The organism is Candidatus Tisiphia endosymbiont of Xenochironomus xenolabis (assembly GCF_964264705.1).
GTDB lineage: Bacteria > Pseudomonadota > Alphaproteobacteria > Rickettsiales > Rickettsiaceae > Tisiphia.
In genome coordinates, this window is the sequence record NZ_OZ183473.1 from 842,372 (window position 1) to 861,786 (window position 19,415).

22 protein-coding genes are annotated in these 19,415 nt (G+C 32.2%); 12 read left to right on the top strand and 10 right to left on the bottom strand.

Features of this window, described 5'->3' with window-relative positions; translation table 11 throughout:
• Window positions 1-104 precede the first annotated feature (104 nt).
• The gene (locus tag ACFELY_RS04165) at window positions 105-797 is read right to left on the bottom strand and encodes a CvpA family protein (protein WP_375333712.1); all 693 of its coding nucleotides are present in this window, start codon (window positions 795-797) and stop codon (window positions 105-107) included.
• 165 nt (window positions 798-962) lie between these two features.
• Between ACFELY_RS04165 and ACFELY_RS04170 the strand changes: the two genes are divergently transcribed.
• The 6 genes from ACFELY_RS04170 (at window position 963) to ACFELY_RS04195 (ending at window position 5,330) form a co-directional block, all read left to right on the top strand.
• Complete coding sequence (locus tag ACFELY_RS04170; protein WP_375333713.1) at window positions 963-1,532, top strand: YqgE/AlgH family protein; 570 nt, start codon at window positions 963-965, stop codon at window positions 1,530-1,532.
• A gap of 68 nt (window positions 1,533-1,600) precedes the next feature.
• Window positions 1,601-2,500, top strand: coding sequence for a TerC/Alx family metal homeostasis membrane protein (locus ACFELY_RS04175; RefSeq protein ID WP_341759445.1), 900 nt, complete (start codon window positions 1,601-1,603; stop codon window positions 2,498-2,500).
• 500 nt (window positions 2,501-3,000) lie between these two features.
• On the top strand, window positions 3,001-3,246 hold the full coding sequence (gene acpP, locus ACFELY_RS04180; protein ID WP_341752469.1) for an acyl carrier protein: 246 nt from the start codon (window positions 3,001-3,003) through the stop codon (window positions 3,244-3,246).
• Window positions 3,247-3,255: 9 nt separating this feature from the next.
• The gene (fabF, locus tag ACFELY_RS04185; RefSeq protein ID WP_375333714.1) at window positions 3,256-4,515 is read left to right on the top strand and encodes a beta-ketoacyl-ACP synthase II; all 1,260 of its coding nucleotides are present in this window, start codon (window positions 3,256-3,258) and stop codon (window positions 4,513-4,515) included.
• A 41-nt stretch (window positions 4,516-4,556) separates the two neighbouring features.
• A complete protein-coding gene (locus ACFELY_RS04190) occupies window positions 4,557-4,679 on the top strand; it encodes a hypothetical protein (RefSeq protein ID WP_375333715.1) in 123 nt (40 codons plus the stop codon).
• Window positions 4,680-4,826: 147 nt separating this feature from the next.
• Window positions 4,827-5,330 carry a CarD family transcriptional regulator gene (locus ACFELY_RS04195; protein WP_341759443.1) on the top strand — a complete coding sequence of 168 codons (504 nt, stop codon included), beginning with the start codon at window positions 4,827-4,829 and terminating at the stop codon, window positions 5,328-5,330.
• A 244-nt stretch (window positions 5,331-5,574) separates the two neighbouring features.
• On the opposite strand, the gene htpG is transcribed toward ACFELY_RS04195, so the two are convergent.
• Together htpG and ACFELY_RS04205 are read right to left on the bottom strand one after the other, a co-directional pair.
• Window positions 5,575-7,434 (bottom strand): molecular chaperone HtpG, encoded by a 1,860-nt coding sequence (gene htpG, locus ACFELY_RS04200; RefSeq protein WP_375333716.1) that lies wholly within the window; start codon window positions 7,432-7,434, stop codon window positions 5,575-5,577.
• Between the two features lie 17 nt (window positions 7,435-7,451).
• Window positions 7,452-7,778 carry a DUF167 family protein gene (locus tag ACFELY_RS04205; RefSeq protein ID WP_375333717.1) on the bottom strand — a complete coding sequence of 109 codons (327 nt, stop codon included), beginning with the start codon at window positions 7,776-7,778 and terminating at the stop codon, window positions 7,452-7,454.
• A 501-nt stretch (window positions 7,779-8,279) separates the two neighbouring features.
• Between ACFELY_RS04205 and ACFELY_RS04210 the strand changes: the two genes are divergently transcribed.
• A complete protein-coding gene (locus ACFELY_RS04210; protein WP_341759440.1) occupies window positions 8,280-8,528 on the top strand; it encodes an AbrB/MazE/SpoVT family DNA-binding domain-containing protein in 249 nt (82 codons plus the stop codon).
• Here the strand turns inward: ACFELY_RS04210 and ACFELY_RS04215 are convergent.
• Window positions 8,501-8,743 carry a palindromic element RPE2 domain-containing protein gene (locus ACFELY_RS04215; protein WP_341759439.1) on the bottom strand — a complete coding sequence of 81 codons (243 nt, stop codon included), beginning with the start codon at window positions 8,741-8,743 and terminating at the stop codon, window positions 8,501-8,503. The genes ACFELY_RS04210 and ACFELY_RS04215 overlap by 28 nt on opposite strands.
• Between ACFELY_RS04215 and ACFELY_RS04220 the strand changes: the two genes are divergently transcribed.
• Window positions 8,696-9,034 carry a PIN domain-containing protein gene (locus ACFELY_RS04220; RefSeq protein WP_341759438.1) on the top strand — a complete coding sequence of 113 codons (339 nt, stop codon included), beginning with the start codon at window positions 8,696-8,698 and terminating at the stop codon, window positions 9,032-9,034. The two genes, ACFELY_RS04215 and ACFELY_RS04220, sit on opposite strands and share 48 nt — an antisense overlap.
• Before the next feature lie 335 nt (window positions 9,035-9,369).
• On the opposite strand, the gene hpf is transcribed toward ACFELY_RS04220, so the two are convergent.
• The 6 genes from hpf to ACFELY_RS04250 all read right to left on the bottom strand — a co-directional run bounded on the left by hpf (window position 9,370) and on the right by ACFELY_RS04250 (window position 14,881).
• Window positions 9,370-9,945, bottom strand: a complete 576-nt coding sequence (gene hpf / locus ACFELY_RS04225) for a ribosome hibernation-promoting factor, HPF/YfiA family (protein WP_341759437.1) — start codon at window positions 9,943-9,945, stop codon at window positions 9,370-9,372.
• A gap of 421 nt (window positions 9,946-10,366) precedes the next feature.
• A complete protein-coding gene (locus ACFELY_RS04230) occupies window positions 10,367-10,741 on the bottom strand; it encodes a hypothetical protein (protein WP_375333718.1) in 375 nt (124 codons plus the stop codon).
• Between the two features lie 285 nt (window positions 10,742-11,026).
• The gene (locus tag ACFELY_RS04235) at window positions 11,027-11,575 is read right to left on the bottom strand and encodes a septation protein A (protein WP_375333719.1); all 549 of its coding nucleotides are present in this window, start codon (window positions 11,573-11,575) and stop codon (window positions 11,027-11,029) included.
• 23 nt (window positions 11,576-11,598) lie between these two features.
• Window positions 11,599-12,414, bottom strand: coding sequence for an FTR1 family protein (locus tag ACFELY_RS04240; protein ID WP_341759434.1), 816 nt, complete (start codon window positions 12,412-12,414; stop codon window positions 11,599-11,601).
• A 17-nt stretch (window positions 12,415-12,431) separates the two neighbouring features.
• The gene (locus ACFELY_RS04245) at window positions 12,432-12,806 is read right to left on the bottom strand and encodes a cupredoxin domain-containing protein (RefSeq protein ID WP_341759433.1); all 375 of its coding nucleotides are present in this window, start codon (window positions 12,804-12,806) and stop codon (window positions 12,432-12,434) included.
• 152 nt (window positions 12,807-12,958) lie between these two features.
• Window positions 12,959-14,881: a lytic transglycosylase domain-containing protein gene (locus ACFELY_RS04250; protein ID WP_375334132.1), complete on the bottom strand. Its 1,923-nt coding sequence runs from the start codon at window positions 14,879-14,881 to the stop codon at window positions 12,959-12,961.
• A gap of 68 nt (window positions 14,882-14,949) precedes the next feature.
• On the opposite strand from ACFELY_RS04250, the gene fabD reads away from it, so the two are divergent.
• The 4 genes from fabD (at window position 14,950) to ACFELY_RS04270 (ending at window position 19,385) form a co-directional block, all read left to right on the top strand.
• On the top strand, window positions 14,950-15,879 hold the full coding sequence (fabD, locus tag ACFELY_RS04255) for an ACP S-malonyltransferase (RefSeq protein WP_375333720.1): 930 nt from the start codon (window positions 14,950-14,952) through the stop codon (window positions 15,877-15,879).
• Window positions 15,880-15,997: 118 nt separating this feature from the next.
• Window positions 15,998-16,195, top strand: coding sequence for a hypothetical protein (locus ACFELY_RS04260; protein ID WP_375333721.1), 198 nt, complete (start codon window positions 15,998-16,000; stop codon window positions 16,193-16,195).
• Window positions 16,196-16,324: 129 nt separating this feature from the next.
• Window positions 16,325-18,154 carry a ribonucleoside-diphosphate reductase subunit alpha gene (locus ACFELY_RS04265; protein ID WP_341749238.1) on the top strand — a complete coding sequence of 610 codons (1,830 nt, stop codon included), beginning with the start codon at window positions 16,325-16,327 and terminating at the stop codon, window positions 18,152-18,154.
• Between the two features lie 238 nt (window positions 18,155-18,392).
• Window positions 18,393-19,385 (top strand): ribonucleotide-diphosphate reductase subunit beta, encoded by a 993-nt coding sequence (locus tag ACFELY_RS04270; RefSeq protein ID WP_375333722.1) that lies wholly within the window; start codon window positions 18,393-18,395, stop codon window positions 19,383-19,385.
• Window positions 19,386-19,415 lie beyond the last annotated feature (30 nt).

Consider the following 19,415-nt stretch of genomic DNA (forward strand, 5'->3'; position numbering starts at 1 on the left):
ATATATTGCTGTAAAAGTTTCGCTATCGTAGGATCCTCCTGGGAAAACGCCTGCAATAACTAAAGTAACTCTATATTTGGCTCTTTTTGGTTGCAAAAATATAATTAGTCATCTTTTTCTAATTCTTGCGACAATACTTCATCAAGTTCTTGCCTGAGTTCTTCAGGAAGTTTTTCTATTTTATTGGGAGGTTCTGTAGATTGTGATTCTTTTAACACATTTGTAGTATCAACAATCTCTGATTTTATGGGTAATTTAATGGATTCCAAACTATTTTGTGGTAGAGTCTTTATAAGATTTTTACTTAAATTATCTAGATAGGGAGTAGTTGCGGATTCTTTAAGCCATTTTGGATATTTATCAATATTAGTATTTTGTATAACGTCTTTTAGGGTTTTTGCTTGTAAATAACTACCAGAAAAGAAAATTATTAGGACTAGGAATATGAACAAACAAATAATCATACCTCTAAGCATGCCGACGGCTAGACCTAGAGATTTGTCAATGATTCCACCACTTATAAAGGAAATTATCAAAAGAAATTGGTGGGTTAAGAAAGAGCATAGGATCAAAGATATAATGTATGAAATAACTCCAGAGGTAATTATCAATGCAATATGGTTAATAAAATATCGAGTAATAATTTCAGCAATGTATAGAGATAAGTAATAGGCAAAAAGAACTGAAAATATAAAGCCGAGTAACCTAATAGTAAGTTTTATTAGTCCCCCATAGGCTCCGAGCATTGATGAGGCGGTAATAATTGCCAGTATTGTTATATCAAACCAAGTAAACATTAGACTTTTCTAAAAATTACTTTAGGTTTAGAATAAGTGTAGGATATATTTATTATCATATTCAAAATTTTTATTGAATAGGTGTAATTTAACACTATATGTATCTAAAAGCTAGTGTATTAATATAATTATAGACTAAATAAATTTAACAGTACAATAAACATTATGAATGAAAACAATAAAATTTTTGATAATTTGTCTGGTAAGGTTTTGATAGCTACTCCTTATATGCTTGATGGTATATTTAATAAATCACTTGTTTATATGCTATCTCATACAGCAGAGGGAGCGATGGGCTTAATTTTCAATAATTTAGTGAATCATATAGAAATAAAATCGTTCTTTAAAATATCTGATGATCAGGTAGGTAATATTATGATGCCTATCTATTTGGGAGGACCAGTTGAGCATGATCGTGGTTTTTTCTTACATTCTGATGACTATAATGAGAATTTATTATTGAAGTTTCAAAATCATTTAGCAGTTAGTTCTAATCCTCAAATCCCTCATGATATTGCTTCTGGTCATGGTCCTAAAAATAGTTTATTTATTATTGGTTACACTTCTTGGAAAGCAGGGCAACTTGAAGCAGATATTAAGGATAATTTATGGATAATAACAGATTGTGATAAAGATTTTATTTTTTCTGGTCGTCCAGAGCATAAGTGGCACAATGCCTTGCAAAATCTTGGTATCAAAGAATCGCACTTTACTTCACGAATGGGTAATGCTTAATATTAAAAACCAATAGCCTTGAAGCAATAAGTTCTTCAAATGATTATAATAGCTTATAGGAGGAGAATTTGACGTGGATTGTTTTTTGTATAGTGATTGCAGGTTTATTAATCTATGATCTTGGTTTTGCTAACAAAGAAAATAAGGTATTAACCTTTCGCCAAACCATTTATTTTAGCCTTTTTTACTTAATTATAGCATGCCTCTTTGGTGTTTTTATTTTCTTTGATATGGGAAGAGAAAAAGCCCAAGAATATTACACTTGTTTTTTTATAGAAAAAGCCATGTCATTGGATAATATTTTTATTATTTTAATGATTTTCCAGTTTTTTTCTATTCCCTTGATCTATCAACATCGAATATTGTTTTTGGGAATTCTAGGTGTCATAGTGTCTAGAGCTATAATTATATATTTAGGGGTCATTGTTATCTCAAAATTTTCTTGGTTATTATATGTTTTTGCAATTATTCTTATAATTACAGGTATAAAAACTTTTTATCTATCAAATAAAAATTTAAAAGTGCAAGAATCGTCTATTTATAGAATTCTACAAAAATACTTTAGCATTACCCCCAAAATCTTGGGTTACAAATTTTTTGTTAAAACTAGCAAAGGTATCAGCATTACTCCTCTTTTTGCATCATTAATAATGATAGAAGTTATGGATATTGTGTTTGCCATTGATAGTATACCAGCAATATTTGCTATCACTAAGGATCCTTATATAATTTATACTTCTAATATTTTTGCCATATTAGGTCTACGTGCCTTATTCTTGTGCTTAGCTAATGTTGTTAAGCAATTTAGTTATATAAAATATTCGCTAGCATTAATATTAATATTTATTGGTATAAAAATATTCGCTGAACATGTTATTGATATTCCATCTTATACTACACTGGCTATGACAATTATTCTTTTGTCGTTTGGCATTATTATTTCTATTATTAAGAAAAGGCGTATATAATAATGTAATAAGCTAACAATTATATAATAAGAAACAACTATGGTTTCTTAATTATTGTAAAGCATAAAATTAAAAAGATTAGGTTATGGTGAGTGTTCACGGAAAAAAGTTAAAGTACAAGATGTCATTGCGAGGAGCCGCTTTGCGGCGACTCGGCAATCCAAAAAATGATTAAAAATTGCTTCGTTGGCTATGCCTTTTTGCAATGACGTTTGGCGAGCAGATTTTTTATTTATCATAAGAAAATAGCAAAAAAACCGTGAACACTCACAGGTTAGGTGATAGGCATCTTTAAATGTGAAGATTTATAAACAATGCTATCGTCTTGTTTATTTTCCGCTGGCATAAAATATATTTTTATGCTAGAAGTTTGAAATTGTTGTATCGATCTACTCGAAACTTACTTATGTATGAAATTATGTTTATTCTATACAAATTGTTATAAGTGGCTAGAGTTTGAATGTTTTACTAAATTTAATTTATGTTATGAGGTTCTAATTATGGATGAAAATATTATCGAACAAGATGTTATTGAAATAGTTGCTAACACATTAAAAGTAAAGAAGGATTTAATTACTCCTGAATCTAGATTTGTTGAGGACCTTAAGTCAGATAGTTTAGATATAGTTGAATTAATGATGGCAATAGAAGCAAAGTATAAATGTGATATACCAGATGAAGAGGCTAGTAAAATTTTAACTGTCTCTGATGTGGTACAATATATAAAAAAAAATAATAATTCATAAGTTATAATTATGTCAACTAGAAGAGTCGTTATAACCGGTATCGGACTAGTCACGCCATTGGGGGTTGGTGTAAAGCCCTCTTGGGATGGTATTATAAGTGGGCGTAGTGGTATTAAGACAATCACCGGGTTTGACACCTCCAACCTTGCTTGTAAAATAGCTGGTATTGTGGATCATTCAACTGATAATGGCTTTAACCCGGAGAAGTTTATTGATCCTCGTAATGTACATAAGATGGATTTATTCATCCAATATGGTATCGCAGCAGCTACTGAAGCAATCGAGGATAGTGGGTGGCAAGTAAAAGATGAATTATCAGGAGATAGAACAGGTTTAATATTAGGTTCAGGAATCGGTGGACTTAAGATGATCGAAGAGACATCAGTAAAGTTTCATAAAGAAAATAATGGCAAAGTTAGCCCATTTTTTATCCCCGCCTCATTAATTAATCTCCTTTCAGGTCATGTCTCCACTAAATACGGATTTACTGGACCAAATCAAGCAGTAGCAACAGCCTGCTCCACTGGGGCTCATGCCATAGGAGATGCTATGCGGATGATTCAGTATGGTAATGTGGATGTTATGATTGCTGGTGGAGTCGAAGCGCCGGTTACTCCGGTTGGAGTTGCGGGGTTCGTTGCCGCAAGAGCGTTATCTACTAAATATAATTCTACACCTGAAATTGCATCAAGACCATGGGATCAAGATCGTGACGGATTTATAATGGGAGAAGGAGCTGGTGTTGTAGTACTTGAAGAATATGAGCATGCTATTAGCAGAAATGCCAAGATTTATGCTGAGATTATTGGATATGGTTCTACTGGAGACGCTTATCATATGACCTCCCCTCATCCTGAAGGAAGAGGAGCTTATAGAGCTATGTTTTATGCTCTTAAAGATGCAAAAATTGATGCAAGTCTTATTGATTATATCAATGCCCACGGTACTTCTACCCAGGTTGGTGATAGTATAGAGTTATTGGCTGTTCAAAAATTATTTTTAGAAGCTAAGCCGAATATTCTTATGTCGTCAACGAAATCATCTATCGGTCATTTGCTTGGAGCAACTGGTAGCGTGGAGTTAATATATTCAATTCTTGCAATGCAGGATCAAATTGCCCCACCAACTCTAAATTTGCATAAACCGGTACCAGAAGCAAAGATAGACTTAGTTCCTTTAGAAGCTAGAAAGGCAAAAATTAATTACGCACTTTCTAACTCATTTGGGTTTGGTGGAACTAATGCAAGTTTAATTGTTAAGAAAATATAGCTAACCGAATTAGCTGTAATGTCTTACAAAAGAGTATAATCATGAAGTTTATAGGTTATCTTGAAGAAAGTTTTAAAGAGGGGTGCCTTAATTTTATAACTTACACTTTGTTATTCTTCCAAAATATGTTATACTCTACAGTTATGTTATTATCTTTAGTATAGTGAATTTGCAAAAGAACTAATGGTTAATTCGGTTGGATTTGATTCCTAGGTTCTATTGACAGAACATTTAGGGTGAGGAACAACTTTTTTAGGCAAATTCAAATTAGTTGACTATAATTTAAGTTTTTATAATGGAAAGGAGTAAGCATGTCAATGTCATCTGAATTTAAAGTAGGAGAAAGAATTGTATATCCATCCCATGGAGTTGGAGAAATAGTAAATGTAGAACAGCAAATCATAGCTGGTGCTGATATTAGGGTTTATGTAATATCGTTTCCCCAAGACAAAATGATTCTAAAAGTACCTGTAAATAGAGCGACTATTTCGGGTCTTAGAAAGCTTGTTAGCAAGACTGATCTGACTATAATATATTCAACACTTCAGGGTAAAGCTAAGCAAGGTAATAGGATGTGGAGTAGAAGAGCACAAGAATATGAAAGTAAAATAAATTCTGGCAATATAGTAGCCGTAGCGGAAGTGGTACGAGATCTCTACAAGAATGTTGATAGTGATAGATCTTATAGTGAAAGAACTATTTATGAATCGGCATTAAATAGGCTTGCTGGGGAACTTGCAATCCTTGAGAATATAAATCCTGATGAAGCAATTAATAAATTAGTTGAAGTATTGAAAGATAAACTGGCTGCATAAATCGAGAATATATAGTCACTTCGTGAGCGTTCACGGTTTTTTTGCTATTTTCTTATGATAAATAAAAAATCTGTTCGCCACAAGTGTCATTGTTAGAAGGAGTAAGCCGACGAAGCAATCCATTTCTAATCATTTTTTGGATTGCCGTGTCGTCGTAAAGCGGCTCTGAACCATGACGTTTTGTACTTTAACTTTTTTTTCCGTAAACGCTCACTTCTTGTTAGCATTGATTTCCAAGCTCAGCTTATAAGATAGCTTTTTGCACAATATCATTGAGTCTTTTTGCAAATTCACCAGTATCATTGACTGGCTCACCTTCTAGAATACATGCTTGATCATACATTAATTTCACCAACTCCTCGTTAGCATAGTCTCTACTATTTGAGATTATACCAGCGTTAATTTTCTCAATAATTTTATGCTTAGGATTTAACTCAAGTATTTTAGCCGATGATGCCATTAACTGTTTTTGCTCAATTAAAAATCTTTCCATACGAATATCCATAGCTCCATCACCAACTACCAGACAAGCAGGGCTTAGAGTAAGTTTTTTAGAAATCCTTACATCTTTTACTAAATTACCTAATATTTCTTTAAAATATTCTGTTAATTTAGCGTACTCGTCCTTGTCTTCTTTTGTCTCTTCAGTTTTTTGCTCAGATTTTTCTAAATCAATATCACTCCTAGTAACGGATTTAATTGCATAACCCTTATAGCTACTATTAACATTAACCCAAAAATCATCAACTGTATCAGTAAACAGAAGTACATCTATATTTTTACTTAAGAATCCTTCTATTTGAGGGCTAGAAAGTAATTTTGCTGAATCATCGCCGCTAAGATAATATATAGTATTCTGCCCTTCTTTAAAGTTACTAATATAATCGTCAAGGCTAATCATTTTACTTAAAAGACTACTTTTAAATATACAGGTCTCAAGCAATTTATCATGATCACTAGTTGCCTCACACAATCCTTCTTTTAAAGCAGCACCAAAATTGCTCCAAAAATTGCTATATTCCTCTATAGACTCATCTTTTTTCTTTTTGAGTTCACCTAAAACTCTTTTGGTTATTGCTGACTTAATCTTCTCTAAAGTACTATTATGCTGCAAAGATTCACGACTAATATTAAGAGGTAAATCCTCTGAATCTACTACCCCTCTTAGGAATCTTAGGTAAGAAGGTATTAAATCTACATTCTCATCAGAAATAAAAACTCTCTTGATGTATAATTTCACTCTCCTCTTACGATCAGGGTGAAATAAATCGAAAGTCTTAGTTGATGGAATAAATAACAAATTAGTAAATTCAACCGTACCTTCATTTTTATTATGAATAGTTAACCAAGGATCATCCATCGAATAAGACAAAGCTTTATAAAATTCTTTATATTGCTCAAAAGTCAAATCAGATTTAGGTCTTGTCCATAATGCTGAAGCTGAGTTAAGTTGTATTTCATTATTAGTTGATTCATCAATAAAATATATAGGTATGGCTATATGATCAGAATAGCTTTTAACTATATGCTTCAATCTAAAGTGATCAATGTAACTATCTTCTTCTGGCTTAACGTGAATAACCACCTCAGTTCCCCTGGTAAAATCATGGTCAAAATCATCAACCATATATTCTCCAAGACCATCTGACTGCCAAACATAAGATTTCTCTTCTCCTGCTTTTCTTGAGGTAACAGTAATATTATCAGCAACCATAAAAGCTGAATAAAACCCAACGCCAAATTGCCCTATCAACATACTGTCTTTTTTAGCATCTCCAGACATGTTGTTTAAGAAATTTCCTGTACCAGATTTTGCAATAGTTCCTAGATTATCGATCAAATCTTCTCGGTTCATACCAATACCATTATCTCTAATAATAATCTGCTTTTTATCTTTATCAATTCTCACAGTAATTTTAAAGGTAGGATCATCTGCAATAAGTTTTGCGTCACTTTGTGCTAAATACCTTAATTTATCACAAGCATCAGAAGCATTCGATATTAACTCACGCATAAAAATCTCTTTATTAGTATAAAGAGAATGGATCATTAAGTTCAAAATCTTACCAACTTCAGCGTCAAACTTCTTTTTTTCTTGGGTCATAGTCAAGTCCTATAATACTATTTAATGTTATTAATATAGTGTTTTAAATGCAAATTTAAATAGTCTAATTCAATATTTTTTATTGCTAATAATTTTAAGCTATTAGTCCAACCTAATATTATCTCAAAATTATTTTTATTAATTTTCCATTTTTTAGATAGAAAATTGATAATAGAATGGTTAGCCTTACCATCCTCTGGAACTGATTTTATAAATAATTTTAGATAATGTTTATCATTAATTATCATAAACTCACCTATCTTATCTGCCTTTGCATTAGCTTTAACCTTAAGAGCAAGAACGGCTACCTTATTATCTGGGTTATAGTTAAAAAATTGGGTCATGTTTACTCTAATGATTTGAGTATATACTAATTATAATGTACACTAAGTGTTTTATAAAAAATATTTTTATTATTTTTACTAAAGTTCCTGATTATTGCTGAGAAACTGCTTTGCAACGAACCATTATCGTCATTGCGAGACCACATAGTGGTCGAAGCAATCCATTTTTGGTTACTTTTATCGATTGCTTCGTCGACCTACGGTCTTCCTCGCAATGACGGATATAGCCAATTCAAGAGAATTTAGGGCTAGGAGTGATAGAGTGACTACGTCCCCAACTTCTCATCAATTGACTATATAGTAATAATTACTAAATACATCCTTAAATCTATAAGTAAGAAATTAACTGATCTAATATGAAAACAATTTAATATTAATTTTGTACAAGTTGTGTACTCTTATAATCTATCTTACTTTATATGAAAATATTTGTATTTAGTAATTTATTTTACTATAATAAAATATTATATTATATAAATTAACTATTTAGATATTATCCAAATGTATATTAATACGTTTACTATTAGTTCTAAGGGGCAGATTGTCTTACCAAAGAAAGTTAGAGGTATTTTAAAATCTAACATTGTTACCTTAGAGGTTAATGATAATAATCAATTAATATTATCCCCTGTCTGTGACCTTGGGGGAGTTCTTTCTATTTATCGAAAAGATTCAGAACCTTCATTTGATGAAATCAGACAACAAGCATGGCTTGATAATACCTATTCTAAAGAAGCTAATAAGGTATAGTCAATTGAGGAGAAGTTGGTGACGTCGTCACTCGTCGCTCGCCTATTACTTATAGGCGTCGCTCCATCGCTCCTAGCACCAAATCCTCCTGAATTGACTATAGTGAAGTGAAATATATTTGTGATAGCAACTTTATCCTTCGTTATCTTATTGCCGATAATCCAGAAATGTTTAGTAAAACCAAAGAAATATTTGAACAAGTTAAAACTGGTCATATTACTCTTATAATTGAACAAACAGTATTTACGGAGGTAATATTTGTCTTATCTTCTTTCTATAAAGTTCCCAGGGATAAAATAACTTTGACCTTATCTGAGATGCTAACTTATAAAGGAATTCAAAGTGATAAGAACTATTTTTTATTAGCTTTAGATTATTATTTAAAATATAATTTGCATATAGTTGATTGTATTCTTCTAGCTAAAGCAGTTACTACAGATTTACCCATTCTTTCTTTTGATCAAAAATTACTCAGTTTAGCAAATAAACAACTAAAAAAAGAATAATATGATGGTGGTTATTTATTTTATTGGTTTCCGGCTCTAAGAAATCATCAACTTCTCATCAATTGACTATAGAAGGTGGAGCAGGTTTTAGATAGCTTTTCCGTCATTGCGAGACCATTTAATGGTCGAAGCAATCCATTTTTGGTTACTTTTATGGATTGCTTCGTCGACCTACGGTCTTCCTCGCAATGACGGATATAGCCAATTCAAGAGAATTGGGTAGCAGGAGTGATGGAGTGACGACGTCACCAACTTCTCATCAATTGACTATAGACGTTGACCACATACGACTTTTAATTACCCAGTCTAAATTTACTGAATAAATTTAAATTATTCTATTTTGAATCTATCCAAGATATATTGCCATCTCGACGGTAATAAACTATATTAATACGATTAGTATTACTATTTTGAAACATTAAAGCAGGCAGGTTTTCAAGATCCATTTTCATAACTGCTTCACTTACTGATAAAGTTAATATTTCTACAGATTTCTCTGCGATAATTACAGGATTATCAGAGGCTGGTACATTATCTTCGTCTTCATGTTCATGGGGCGTGATAATATATTTGACTGCTTTAGGTGCCGCCTCGGATATTTTAATTCTATCATGACGATCTTTGAGTTTAGATTTGTACTTTCTAAGCTGCTTTTCAAGTCGAGAAAGAGCAGCATCAAATGCTGAATATATGTCATCTGAAGCAGCATTGCCTTTCAATATTATATGTCTGCCGGTACCATCATTCACTACAATATCGCAAACCAGTTGAAATCCTTGTTTAGAGAAATGTACGTTTGCATTAATTATAGTAGAAAAGTACTTTGCTGCTACTTGCGTAGTACGGCTTTTTACATAATCTTGCAAAGAATTGCCAATAGAAATATGTTGACCTGATACTGATACTTGCATAAAATCCCCTTTTAATTTAGTCAAGTTAAGCTTAAATATAATTAATTAGTTATCGCAGGCAGTCTCGTAGTATACTCAAATGATTTGGAGAATTGGACTTGAAAATGAGGGGTGAGACTACGGCAGCGTACATGAGGTACGTGAGTATGCGAGTCCCTGATATTTTCAAAAAACAATTCTTCAAAGCAGAAGAGTATATACCCAACTATCTATACAACTACTGTATAATCATATGAATTTCAAGCCATTATTTTGAATTTTTATAATGGCTTGATAATTTCTTTAGCTAAAATATAAGCCCTAGAACTTACTTTAAGCTATTTGTGCTAGTTGACATTCAACTAAAAGGCGAGATTATAGTCGTAATTTTACCTAAATTATAACATATTTGTTATAGTCATTTTATAGATAAAAAATATGTCTATAGTTTTGTTTTAAATGATGGTTTTTTATTTTTACTATCTACTGAATTTTGTTGTGATTGCTTCCTAAAACTAGATTTACTCTTATGTAGTCTTATAATTTCCTTGGTTACTCTTACCACAAAAGATGGTTCAATATCACCTTCCATACAAGTTGCCTTAAAAGATTCGCCGTTACCAAAAATCCATGATTTTGCTTCTTGTTCTATCTTTTTTGCAGCACGGAGTTCTGATATATTGGTTGCATCAATAATTGCCTGAGTAATAATAGCTTTACGTAAAATGACATCAGGTGAATTAGTGTATGATTTAAGGCGTTCAAATGGGGATGGGAACTTAATAACATTAGAAGATATATTTACTTTATTTACCATAAATTTATTACCATTATATTGATTTTAATTAGGTTCTGCATGCAGAACCTAAGAAGTATAATGATTTTTATGGTTGTACTAATAGTTTCGAGATAAAAATTTATAAATATTTTAAACTATCTTAATATTTATAGATATATGTGGTAAAATGATTTGAATAATTGAAACGAAAAATAAAGGGATGTCGTACTAAGATTCTATCGGATATGGTTTAAAATAGTAAGAAAATTATAACCTTTAGTAGTAAATATATTGTGAGCGTTCACGGCTTTTTTTCGTAAACACTCACGTGTCATCTGTTGAATCTGGCAGTTTGTTCTTTAAGATAAAAGGTATTTGTAGCAATAGGAAAACGAACATCATAGGTATTGCTCCAAATATTTTAAATATAACCCATGTAGATTCTGCAAAATTACGCCATATTATTTCATTTAATACTGCCATGAACAGGAGGAAAGCTGAGGTTCTATAGCTTAAAATATTCCAATTTCTATCTTCAAGTTGAATAAAATGATTAAACATATATTTCATAAATGCCTTATTTCTTACTGCACTGATAAAAAATGCCCCACCAAAAATTAAATATAGAATAGTTGGTTTGATCTTGATATACATAGAGTTACCACTGATCAAAACTATACTAGCTGAGACTAATAACACTCCAGAAGATATTAATGATGATCTTGAAACTTTGCCTTCTATAAAATAACACAAACTAACGCAAATAATTGAAGTAATAAGTATATATAACGTTGCACTTTGCATGCTACCGCCATAAAAATAGCCAACAAAAAAGGCTATAAGAGGAGCAACTTCCGGTAAAAAATTAAGCATAAATTAGGTTTATTTCTCTGTTACTAGTTTTTTGTGCATCTAATTTTTATTTGTATGAAGATATTAATTAAACCTAGAGTACAAATATAAAAAATGACTTGTAAGCCATTGGGCTTAGCAATATACCCAGTAATCATATTTAAGCATTTACCATAGATACTTTTATCTGAAATTAGCCAAGAGCTATCCCAAAGCTGGTCTGGCAGAATAGTAATAATTCCTGAAGAAGTCAATATACCAGCCGCTTCTGCTGCAAAGCCGCTAGCAATAAGCATTAGTAAAATTGAAGATATGCGAAATATATATTTTTGGTTTGCTAATTTTATAAAACCTAAATATATAATGATACCAAGTGTTAGCCCGCTAACCATACCAATAATTAGTCCTAATAGATAACTATTAGCGTCAATAATCTCTACTGAGGAAATACTGTAAACTAATAGAATAATTTCCATTCCTTCTCGAAGGATAGTTGCTGCAACAATCAATACTAGCATTATATAACTACTATCACCGCTACTAATTTTTACGGACAAATCATTAAGATGTCGCTTTATCTTAATAGCATAACCTTGCATCCATACTATAGTCCAACCAATTAACACAACTGTTAGCAAAATAACTCCAGAATTGAATATCTCATCGCCCATGCCACTAAATGATATGGATATGGTACGAGTAAAGAAAGCAAATAATGCAGCAGAAACCGTACCAAGCATAACCCCAGCAATTACATAAATTCTAGATTTTTCTAATTGTTTTGTTACAGCAAGTATTACCCCAAGCAACAAAGCTATTTCCAGACATTCTCTAAATACTACTAACGCTATTTTAAACATTTAAACCGTAAATAAATTTAATTAACAATGAGAGACCCTTGAGCCGTCTCTTGGTGAAAATCTCCGAAGAAATCATATTTACCAGGAGCTAAAGGAGCAATTATTATATTTATAGAGTCATTTGGCATAATGATCTTTTCGCGGTGCAGATCATGACTTTCAAACTCCTCTACAGTATTATCTTGATTGTGGATAATAAAACGAATTTTCTTACCACTAGGTACTGTAATAACATCAGGCTCAAATCTATGATTTTTTATGACTGTTACAATTTCTAATATAGCATTATCTGTATTATTTTCAGATTCAACTTTATTATTAATTATAAAAATTATTATTCCTGATAATAGAACAACGCCTATAAAGAGTCCAATGGTAGCTTTTCTTTTCATAATTTTAACTCGAAAGCTTTATTAAAGTTACAAAATACACTAATATAATCATAATCACAAGTATATATAGTAGAGTATAGTTTTTTTGTTTCTTATTTTTTGATAATTTCATAAGTATCCTTCCTATATTATACAGTATAATTGTATTACCACTAAGTTAAAAGATCGTGTTTTAATTTTAAATTATTATTTTTATTAATTATAGTCCTATAAACTTGTATATTTTCCAACACACGTTGCACATAATTCCTAGTGTGAGGATATGGTATTAGCTCAATCCAATCAATTACTTGCCATAAATTTTTTAGCTTTCGTGGATCACCAAATAGATCCATCCACTTTGATATGGTATTAGGACCAGCGTTATAAGATGCGATAGTTAGAATATATGACCCATCAAATCGTTGTAACAGTGTTTTTAAATAATTGCTACCTAGCATAATGTTATATTCAGGATCAGTGGTTAGTTTTTTAATGTTACATTGATGATTAAGAGATTCTGCAGTATCACAGGCAGCAGCTTTTTCAAGTTGCATTAGCCCATGACCTTTAGCGTCATTAATGGTGTATTGATTAAAACCCGATTCATGTCTGATAATACTATATGTTAAAGCTTCCTCTACAGGAGAGGTTTTTACTGCCTTTATATGCGTGATAGGGAAAGCATAATCTTTAATAAAAACATGATATTGACAAGCGATTCTTGCTATTTCTACCATATGGAAAATATTATCATAGCTGCTAATTAGCTTAGTAATTAATAAAATTTCAGATGGCTCTGATGATTTTCTAATAGCCGTATCAGCATATAAAAAAGCTAAACCATACTTACCATATTTAATTAAATGTTTTATGGCTCTAATAATTTCACTATTTTCCAAATTAGGCTTAATGGATTTAGGTTTTTGTGGTAGAATTAAGTGATTCGTTTTAAGCTCAATATTTGCTAACTGCCCATAAAAACGATCAGAATATTTAGCCGCCATATTATAAAATTTATTTGCTTGTTTCATATCCCCTTTTGTTTGATATGTTCTAGCTAGCCAATATTGTCCCCTTGATATACTTAATGGCTTTGTTGTAAGTTTCATAAATTTATTAAAATGACTTAAAGCAAGGTCAGGTTTATGTAAGAATCTAAGAGCAAGCCAACCACTAAGCCACTCTGCTTCTCTGATATATTCATGGCTTACAGTAAGAGGTATAGTAATTGTTTTATAGCTATTGGCAAAATCTTTTTGGTCAATAAATTCTCTGGCGTAATAGGATTGTAGGCGACCCCAACGGGCAGAATGTATGTTATCTGGCTTTACTTTTTTAAGTAGAGCAATACTTTTGCTGGTGGGGATATCTTTTTTTTTGGAATCCAAATAGTGAAATAATAAAGCAGGTGTATAATATTTTTCTGATACTTTTTGAAAGAATTTTTCACTGTCACTGGACTGGTTTAGTATAGCAATTTGGGCAAGGAAATTTTGTTTATAGCCATTACTCACATAGTGCATATATTTTTTGGCACTATTAATATCGGTTTCCCATAAATATTGATCAATTTTTTTCACATGATCTTCTTCACGTAATATATTTTTGAAATTAGTTAAATATTGTTTTTCTTCTGGAGCAGTAAAGACGCCATAAATCCAACCGTTTTTTATAATTTTTGCTAATTTCTGTTGATCTTTTATTAATTGTTTAGCAGCTAAAGCGTAGAACTTATAGCCTAAAGGCGTGATTGGTTGGTTTTTATTAAACCAATTTATGATTAAAGTTTTGTCTGTGCCATAATTTAGATATTGTTCAGCTCTCTCCTTTAGTTTGTTGATATGTGGCCAGTGGGGATTATCTTGTATAAAATTTATTACCGATGCAAAATTATTATTTTTATAATTTTGGTCTAAGAACTGTTGAGACATGACAATTTTGATTAAAGCTTGATCTTTTGAAGCTTTTGCCATCTTTTCACAATCTTGCCATTCTTTGTTGTCTAGATGGGTAAAAGTGTTTTTAATAAAAGTATCTTTATCATAGATCAATGCCATTGACTCTGATGTTAATAGTTCTAGAATGATTAAAATCATTGACAGTATTGTCTGAATTCTCATAATCGGCAGTGGGTAAATTATAATTATTATAAGGTGTTATTATGAATAGAGCATTTGTCTTTCCAGGTCAAGGATCACAAATAGTTGGTATGGGAAAAGAGTTTTATGATAATTTTCAAGTAGCAAGAGAGACCTTTGAAATTGTCGATGATACTCTTGGCAGAAAATTAAGTCATATTATCTTTAACGGATCAAGTGAAAATTTGACTTTAACAATTAATGCCCAACCGGCACTAATGACTATCTCTATGGCAATAGTGAATGTTATTAAACAACAAACAAATAGCAATATTAGTAATCTGTGTTCATATGTTGCTGGTCATTCTTTAGGAGAATATAGTGCATTATGTGCAGCAGAAAGTATAAATCTACAAGTAACTACCGAATTGTTAGCGGTACGTAGTAAGTCCATGCAAGAAGCCTATCCGCTAGGTGAGGGTTTAATGGCAGCATGTATAGGCATTCCTCTGGAAAAGTTGGAAGAGATTATGAAAGAAATTACCAATTTTGATATAGCTAACGATAATATAAAAGGGCAAATAGTAATTAGCGGTGAGATTATGGCAGTGCAGCGGGTAATGTCTATTGTAAAAGATTTAGGATACAAAGCTATTAAATTAAATGTAAGTAGTCCTTTTCATTGTAGTTTGATGAAGTCAGCAGAAGATAAAATGGCACAAGCTTTAGATAAAATAACAATTAACAAGCCGTTCGTTCCGGTGATACAAAACGTTACAGCCAAACCAACAACTAATCCTATAGAGATAAAGAAAAATTTAATCTCACAGATTTGTGGTAGAGTGAGGTGGCGTCAAACTTTAGATAAATTAGAAAATCTAGAAATAGAACAAATAGTTGAAATCGGTGCAGGTAAGGTTTTGACCAATATGCTGAAAAAAACTGACCATAAATTTAATTTGATTAATGTTTCCACTATAGCAGAATTGGAAGAATTTCTTAAAATTATATGATAATATTATTATCTACAATTAAAGAGTGAGGAATTAATGCCGAAAGTCATTACAGTAACAGATACGGTGCGATCTTTTTCAGACATTATTGGACGAGTGCATTATCAAGGAGAAAGTTTTGATATTAAAAAAGGAACAAAGTATAGTGGCAAGGCTAGTACCAACACAAAACAAGCCGACGCTTACGTTGGGCGAATTAAATGAATTTTTTGAGAATGGACCGCATCTTGATAAAGATGATATAGAGGGATTTGAAGAAGACATTAATGTTATTAAGTCTTTAAAGTTAACGGATTGGGGGAATAAATGGGATTAGTAATTGATAGTTCAGTAATTCTTGTATTTAGTGTTAAAATAAAAATCTGCTATAATTTAGATTTTTTTCATTTATTATAATCAGATTCAGTTATAATCACAACTTAATTCAAAAACTAAGAAATACAACATGACAACGCAAGCAAATACTAAATTTCCTATAGAAATTGATAAGAAACGAGATAATTTATTGACTAATTTTGGTAAAGCCGTCCTAAAGGATAGGTACTTATTAGCCGGAGAGGATTTTCAGGATTTATTCGCTAGAGTCGCTAGCTACTATGCTGATAATACCCAACATGCCCAGCAATTATATGAGTATATAAGCAAGCTGTGGCTTATGCCAGCCACTCCAGTTCTTAGTAATGGTGGAACTGATAGAGGGATGCCGGTTTCCTGTTTTCTGAATGAAACAGATGATAGTTTAGAAGGTATTGTAGACCTTTGGACGGAGAATGTTTGGTTAGCTTCGCGTGGTGGTGGTATAGGAAGTTACTGGGGCAACGTTCGTTCGATTAATGAGGAAATTAAAGGCAAAGGCACTTCTTCTGGCATTATTCCATTTGTCAAAGTTGTGGATTCTATGACCTTAGCTATTTCCCAAGGGTCAATTAGACGTGGTAGTGCTGCTATATATTTACCAATTGACCATCCAGAAATTGAGGAGTTTATCGATTTAAGACGTCATACAGGTGGTGATACTAATCGTAAAGCTTTGAACATTCATCATGGTATAGCTATAACAGATGCCTTTATGCAAGCAGTAGAAAATGATGAGGATTTTTCTTTAATTAGCCCTGATACTAAAAAAGTTGTACGGGTAGTTAAGGCAAGAGAGATATGGGTGAAGTTATTAACTACTAGAATAGAAACTGGAGAACCTTACATAATATTTATTGATACTATCAATAAATATATTCCTGAACATCATAAAAAACTTGGGCTACAGGTAAAAACTTCAAATCTTTGTAGTGAGATTACTTTACCAACTGGTATTGATCATTTGGGTAAAGCGAGAACTGCTGTTTGTTGCCTATCTTCAGTAAATTTAGAATATTTTGATGATTGGCAGAATGATCCAGAGTTTATTCCTACCGCCATGCGTTTTCTAGATAATGTTCTTGAAGATTTTATCACTAAAGCCCCAAACACTATGGAGCGAGCAAAATATTCAGCCATGCGTGAACGTAGCGTAGGGTTAGGGGTTATGGGTTTTCACTCATTCTTACAATTAAAGGATGTGCCGGTAGAATCGGTAATGGCAAAGGTTTGGAATAACCAAATATTTGAACATATTCATAAAGAAGTTGATAGAGCTTCCGTAATTTTATCTGATGAACGTGGGTCTTGTCCTGATGCAGATGAAGTAGGTAGTAAAGAGCGTTTTAGTAATAAAACAGCTATTGCTCCGACAGCATCAATCTCAATTATTGCTGGTAATAGTTCGCCTGGAATTGAACCATTTGCGGCTAATAGTTTTATCCAAAAGACTCTTACCGGATCTTTTAATGTACGTAATAAATATTTAGAAAAATTGTTAAATAGCAAAGGTTTTAATAATGATCAAGTTTGGTCATCAATTGCCACGCATGAAGGCTCAGTTCAACATTTAACTTTTTTATCTGCTCATGAAAAAGAGGTTTTTAAAACGGCACATGAGATTGATCAAAATTGGCTTATTGATTTAGCAGCAGATAGGACGCCACATATTTCGCAATCTCAATCTCTAAATCTTTTCTTAGCAGGTAATGTAAGTAAGATGTACTTAAATAATATCCATTTTAGAGCCTGGAAAAAAGGAGTAAAGAGTTTATATTATTGTAGATCAACCTCAATTCAAAGACCCGATAAAGTATCACACGATGTCAAGAAAGTAGATTTTAAAGATATTGAAATAGCTAATAAGAAAAAACAAGAAGAAGAGTCTTCTAAATATGATGAGTGTTTAGCCTGTCAATAATTTTTGATATCTAGGTTTGTCATATAGATTGCTTCGTAGTGCTTACGCACTTCTCGCAATGACGAATTAATAGGTACGTCATTGCGAGCGAACGTATGTGAGCGTGGCAATCCATGAAGCTTGTCATATGGATTGCTTCGTCGGTCTGGCGACCTTCTCGCAATGACGGTGTTGCAAAGCATCCCCTCGCAATGAGGTGTATAATTAAAATTCGAATAAATTAAAAAGGAAATATAATATGTCTTTACTTGATGCCAGTCCAATCTACAAACCATTCTCTTATCCATGGGCTTATGAAGCTTGGCATGTTCAACAACGAATTCATTGGTTACCAGAAGAAGTGCCGCTAGCTGATGATATAAAAGATTGGAAATATAATTTAACACCTGGAGAAAAACATCTATTAACTCAAATATTTCGTTTCTTTACTCAAGCTGATATTGAAGTAAATAATTGCTATATGAAACATTATTCCAGGGTATTTAAGCCAACGGAAGTACTGATGATGTTATCAGCATTTTCTAATATGGAAACAATTCATATTGCGGCTTATTCTCATTTGCTTGATACTGTAGGTATGCCAGAAACTGAATATTCAGCATTTCTTAAATATAGAGAAATGAAAGATAAATACGACTATATGCAACGTTTTGGGGTAGAAACGAAAGAAGATATTGCGACAACTTTAGCAGTATTTGGGGCATTTACTGAAGGATTACAGCTATTTGCCTCATTTGCTATTTTGCTTAATTTTCCTCGTTTTAATAAAATGAAAGGTATGGGGCAAATCATTAGTTGGTCAGTAAGGGATGAGACGTTACATACTGATTCAATCATTATGTTATTTAAAACTTTTATTAGGGAAAATCCTGAAGTATGGACTGAAGAGGTTCGTAGCCGTCTTTATGAGGCGTGTACTACTATTGTTCATTTTGAAGATGCCTTTATTGAGCTAGCATTTGAAGTTGGTGGTATTGAGGGGTTAACCGCTAGAGAAGTAAAACAATATATTCGTTATATTGCTGATCGCCGATTAATGCAGCTTGGACTTAAAGAGGTTTATTTAATTGATAATAATCCGTTGCCTTGGCTTGATGAAATCTTAAACGGTATGGAGCTTACTAATTTCTTTGAAGCAAGGGTAACCGAATATACCAAAGCTGCAACTGTTGGATCGTGGGAAGAGGTATTTGCTGATATGGATGGTAGGAGGAGTGCTATACTCAGATGATTTGAAGAATTGGAACGCAAAACAAGGGGT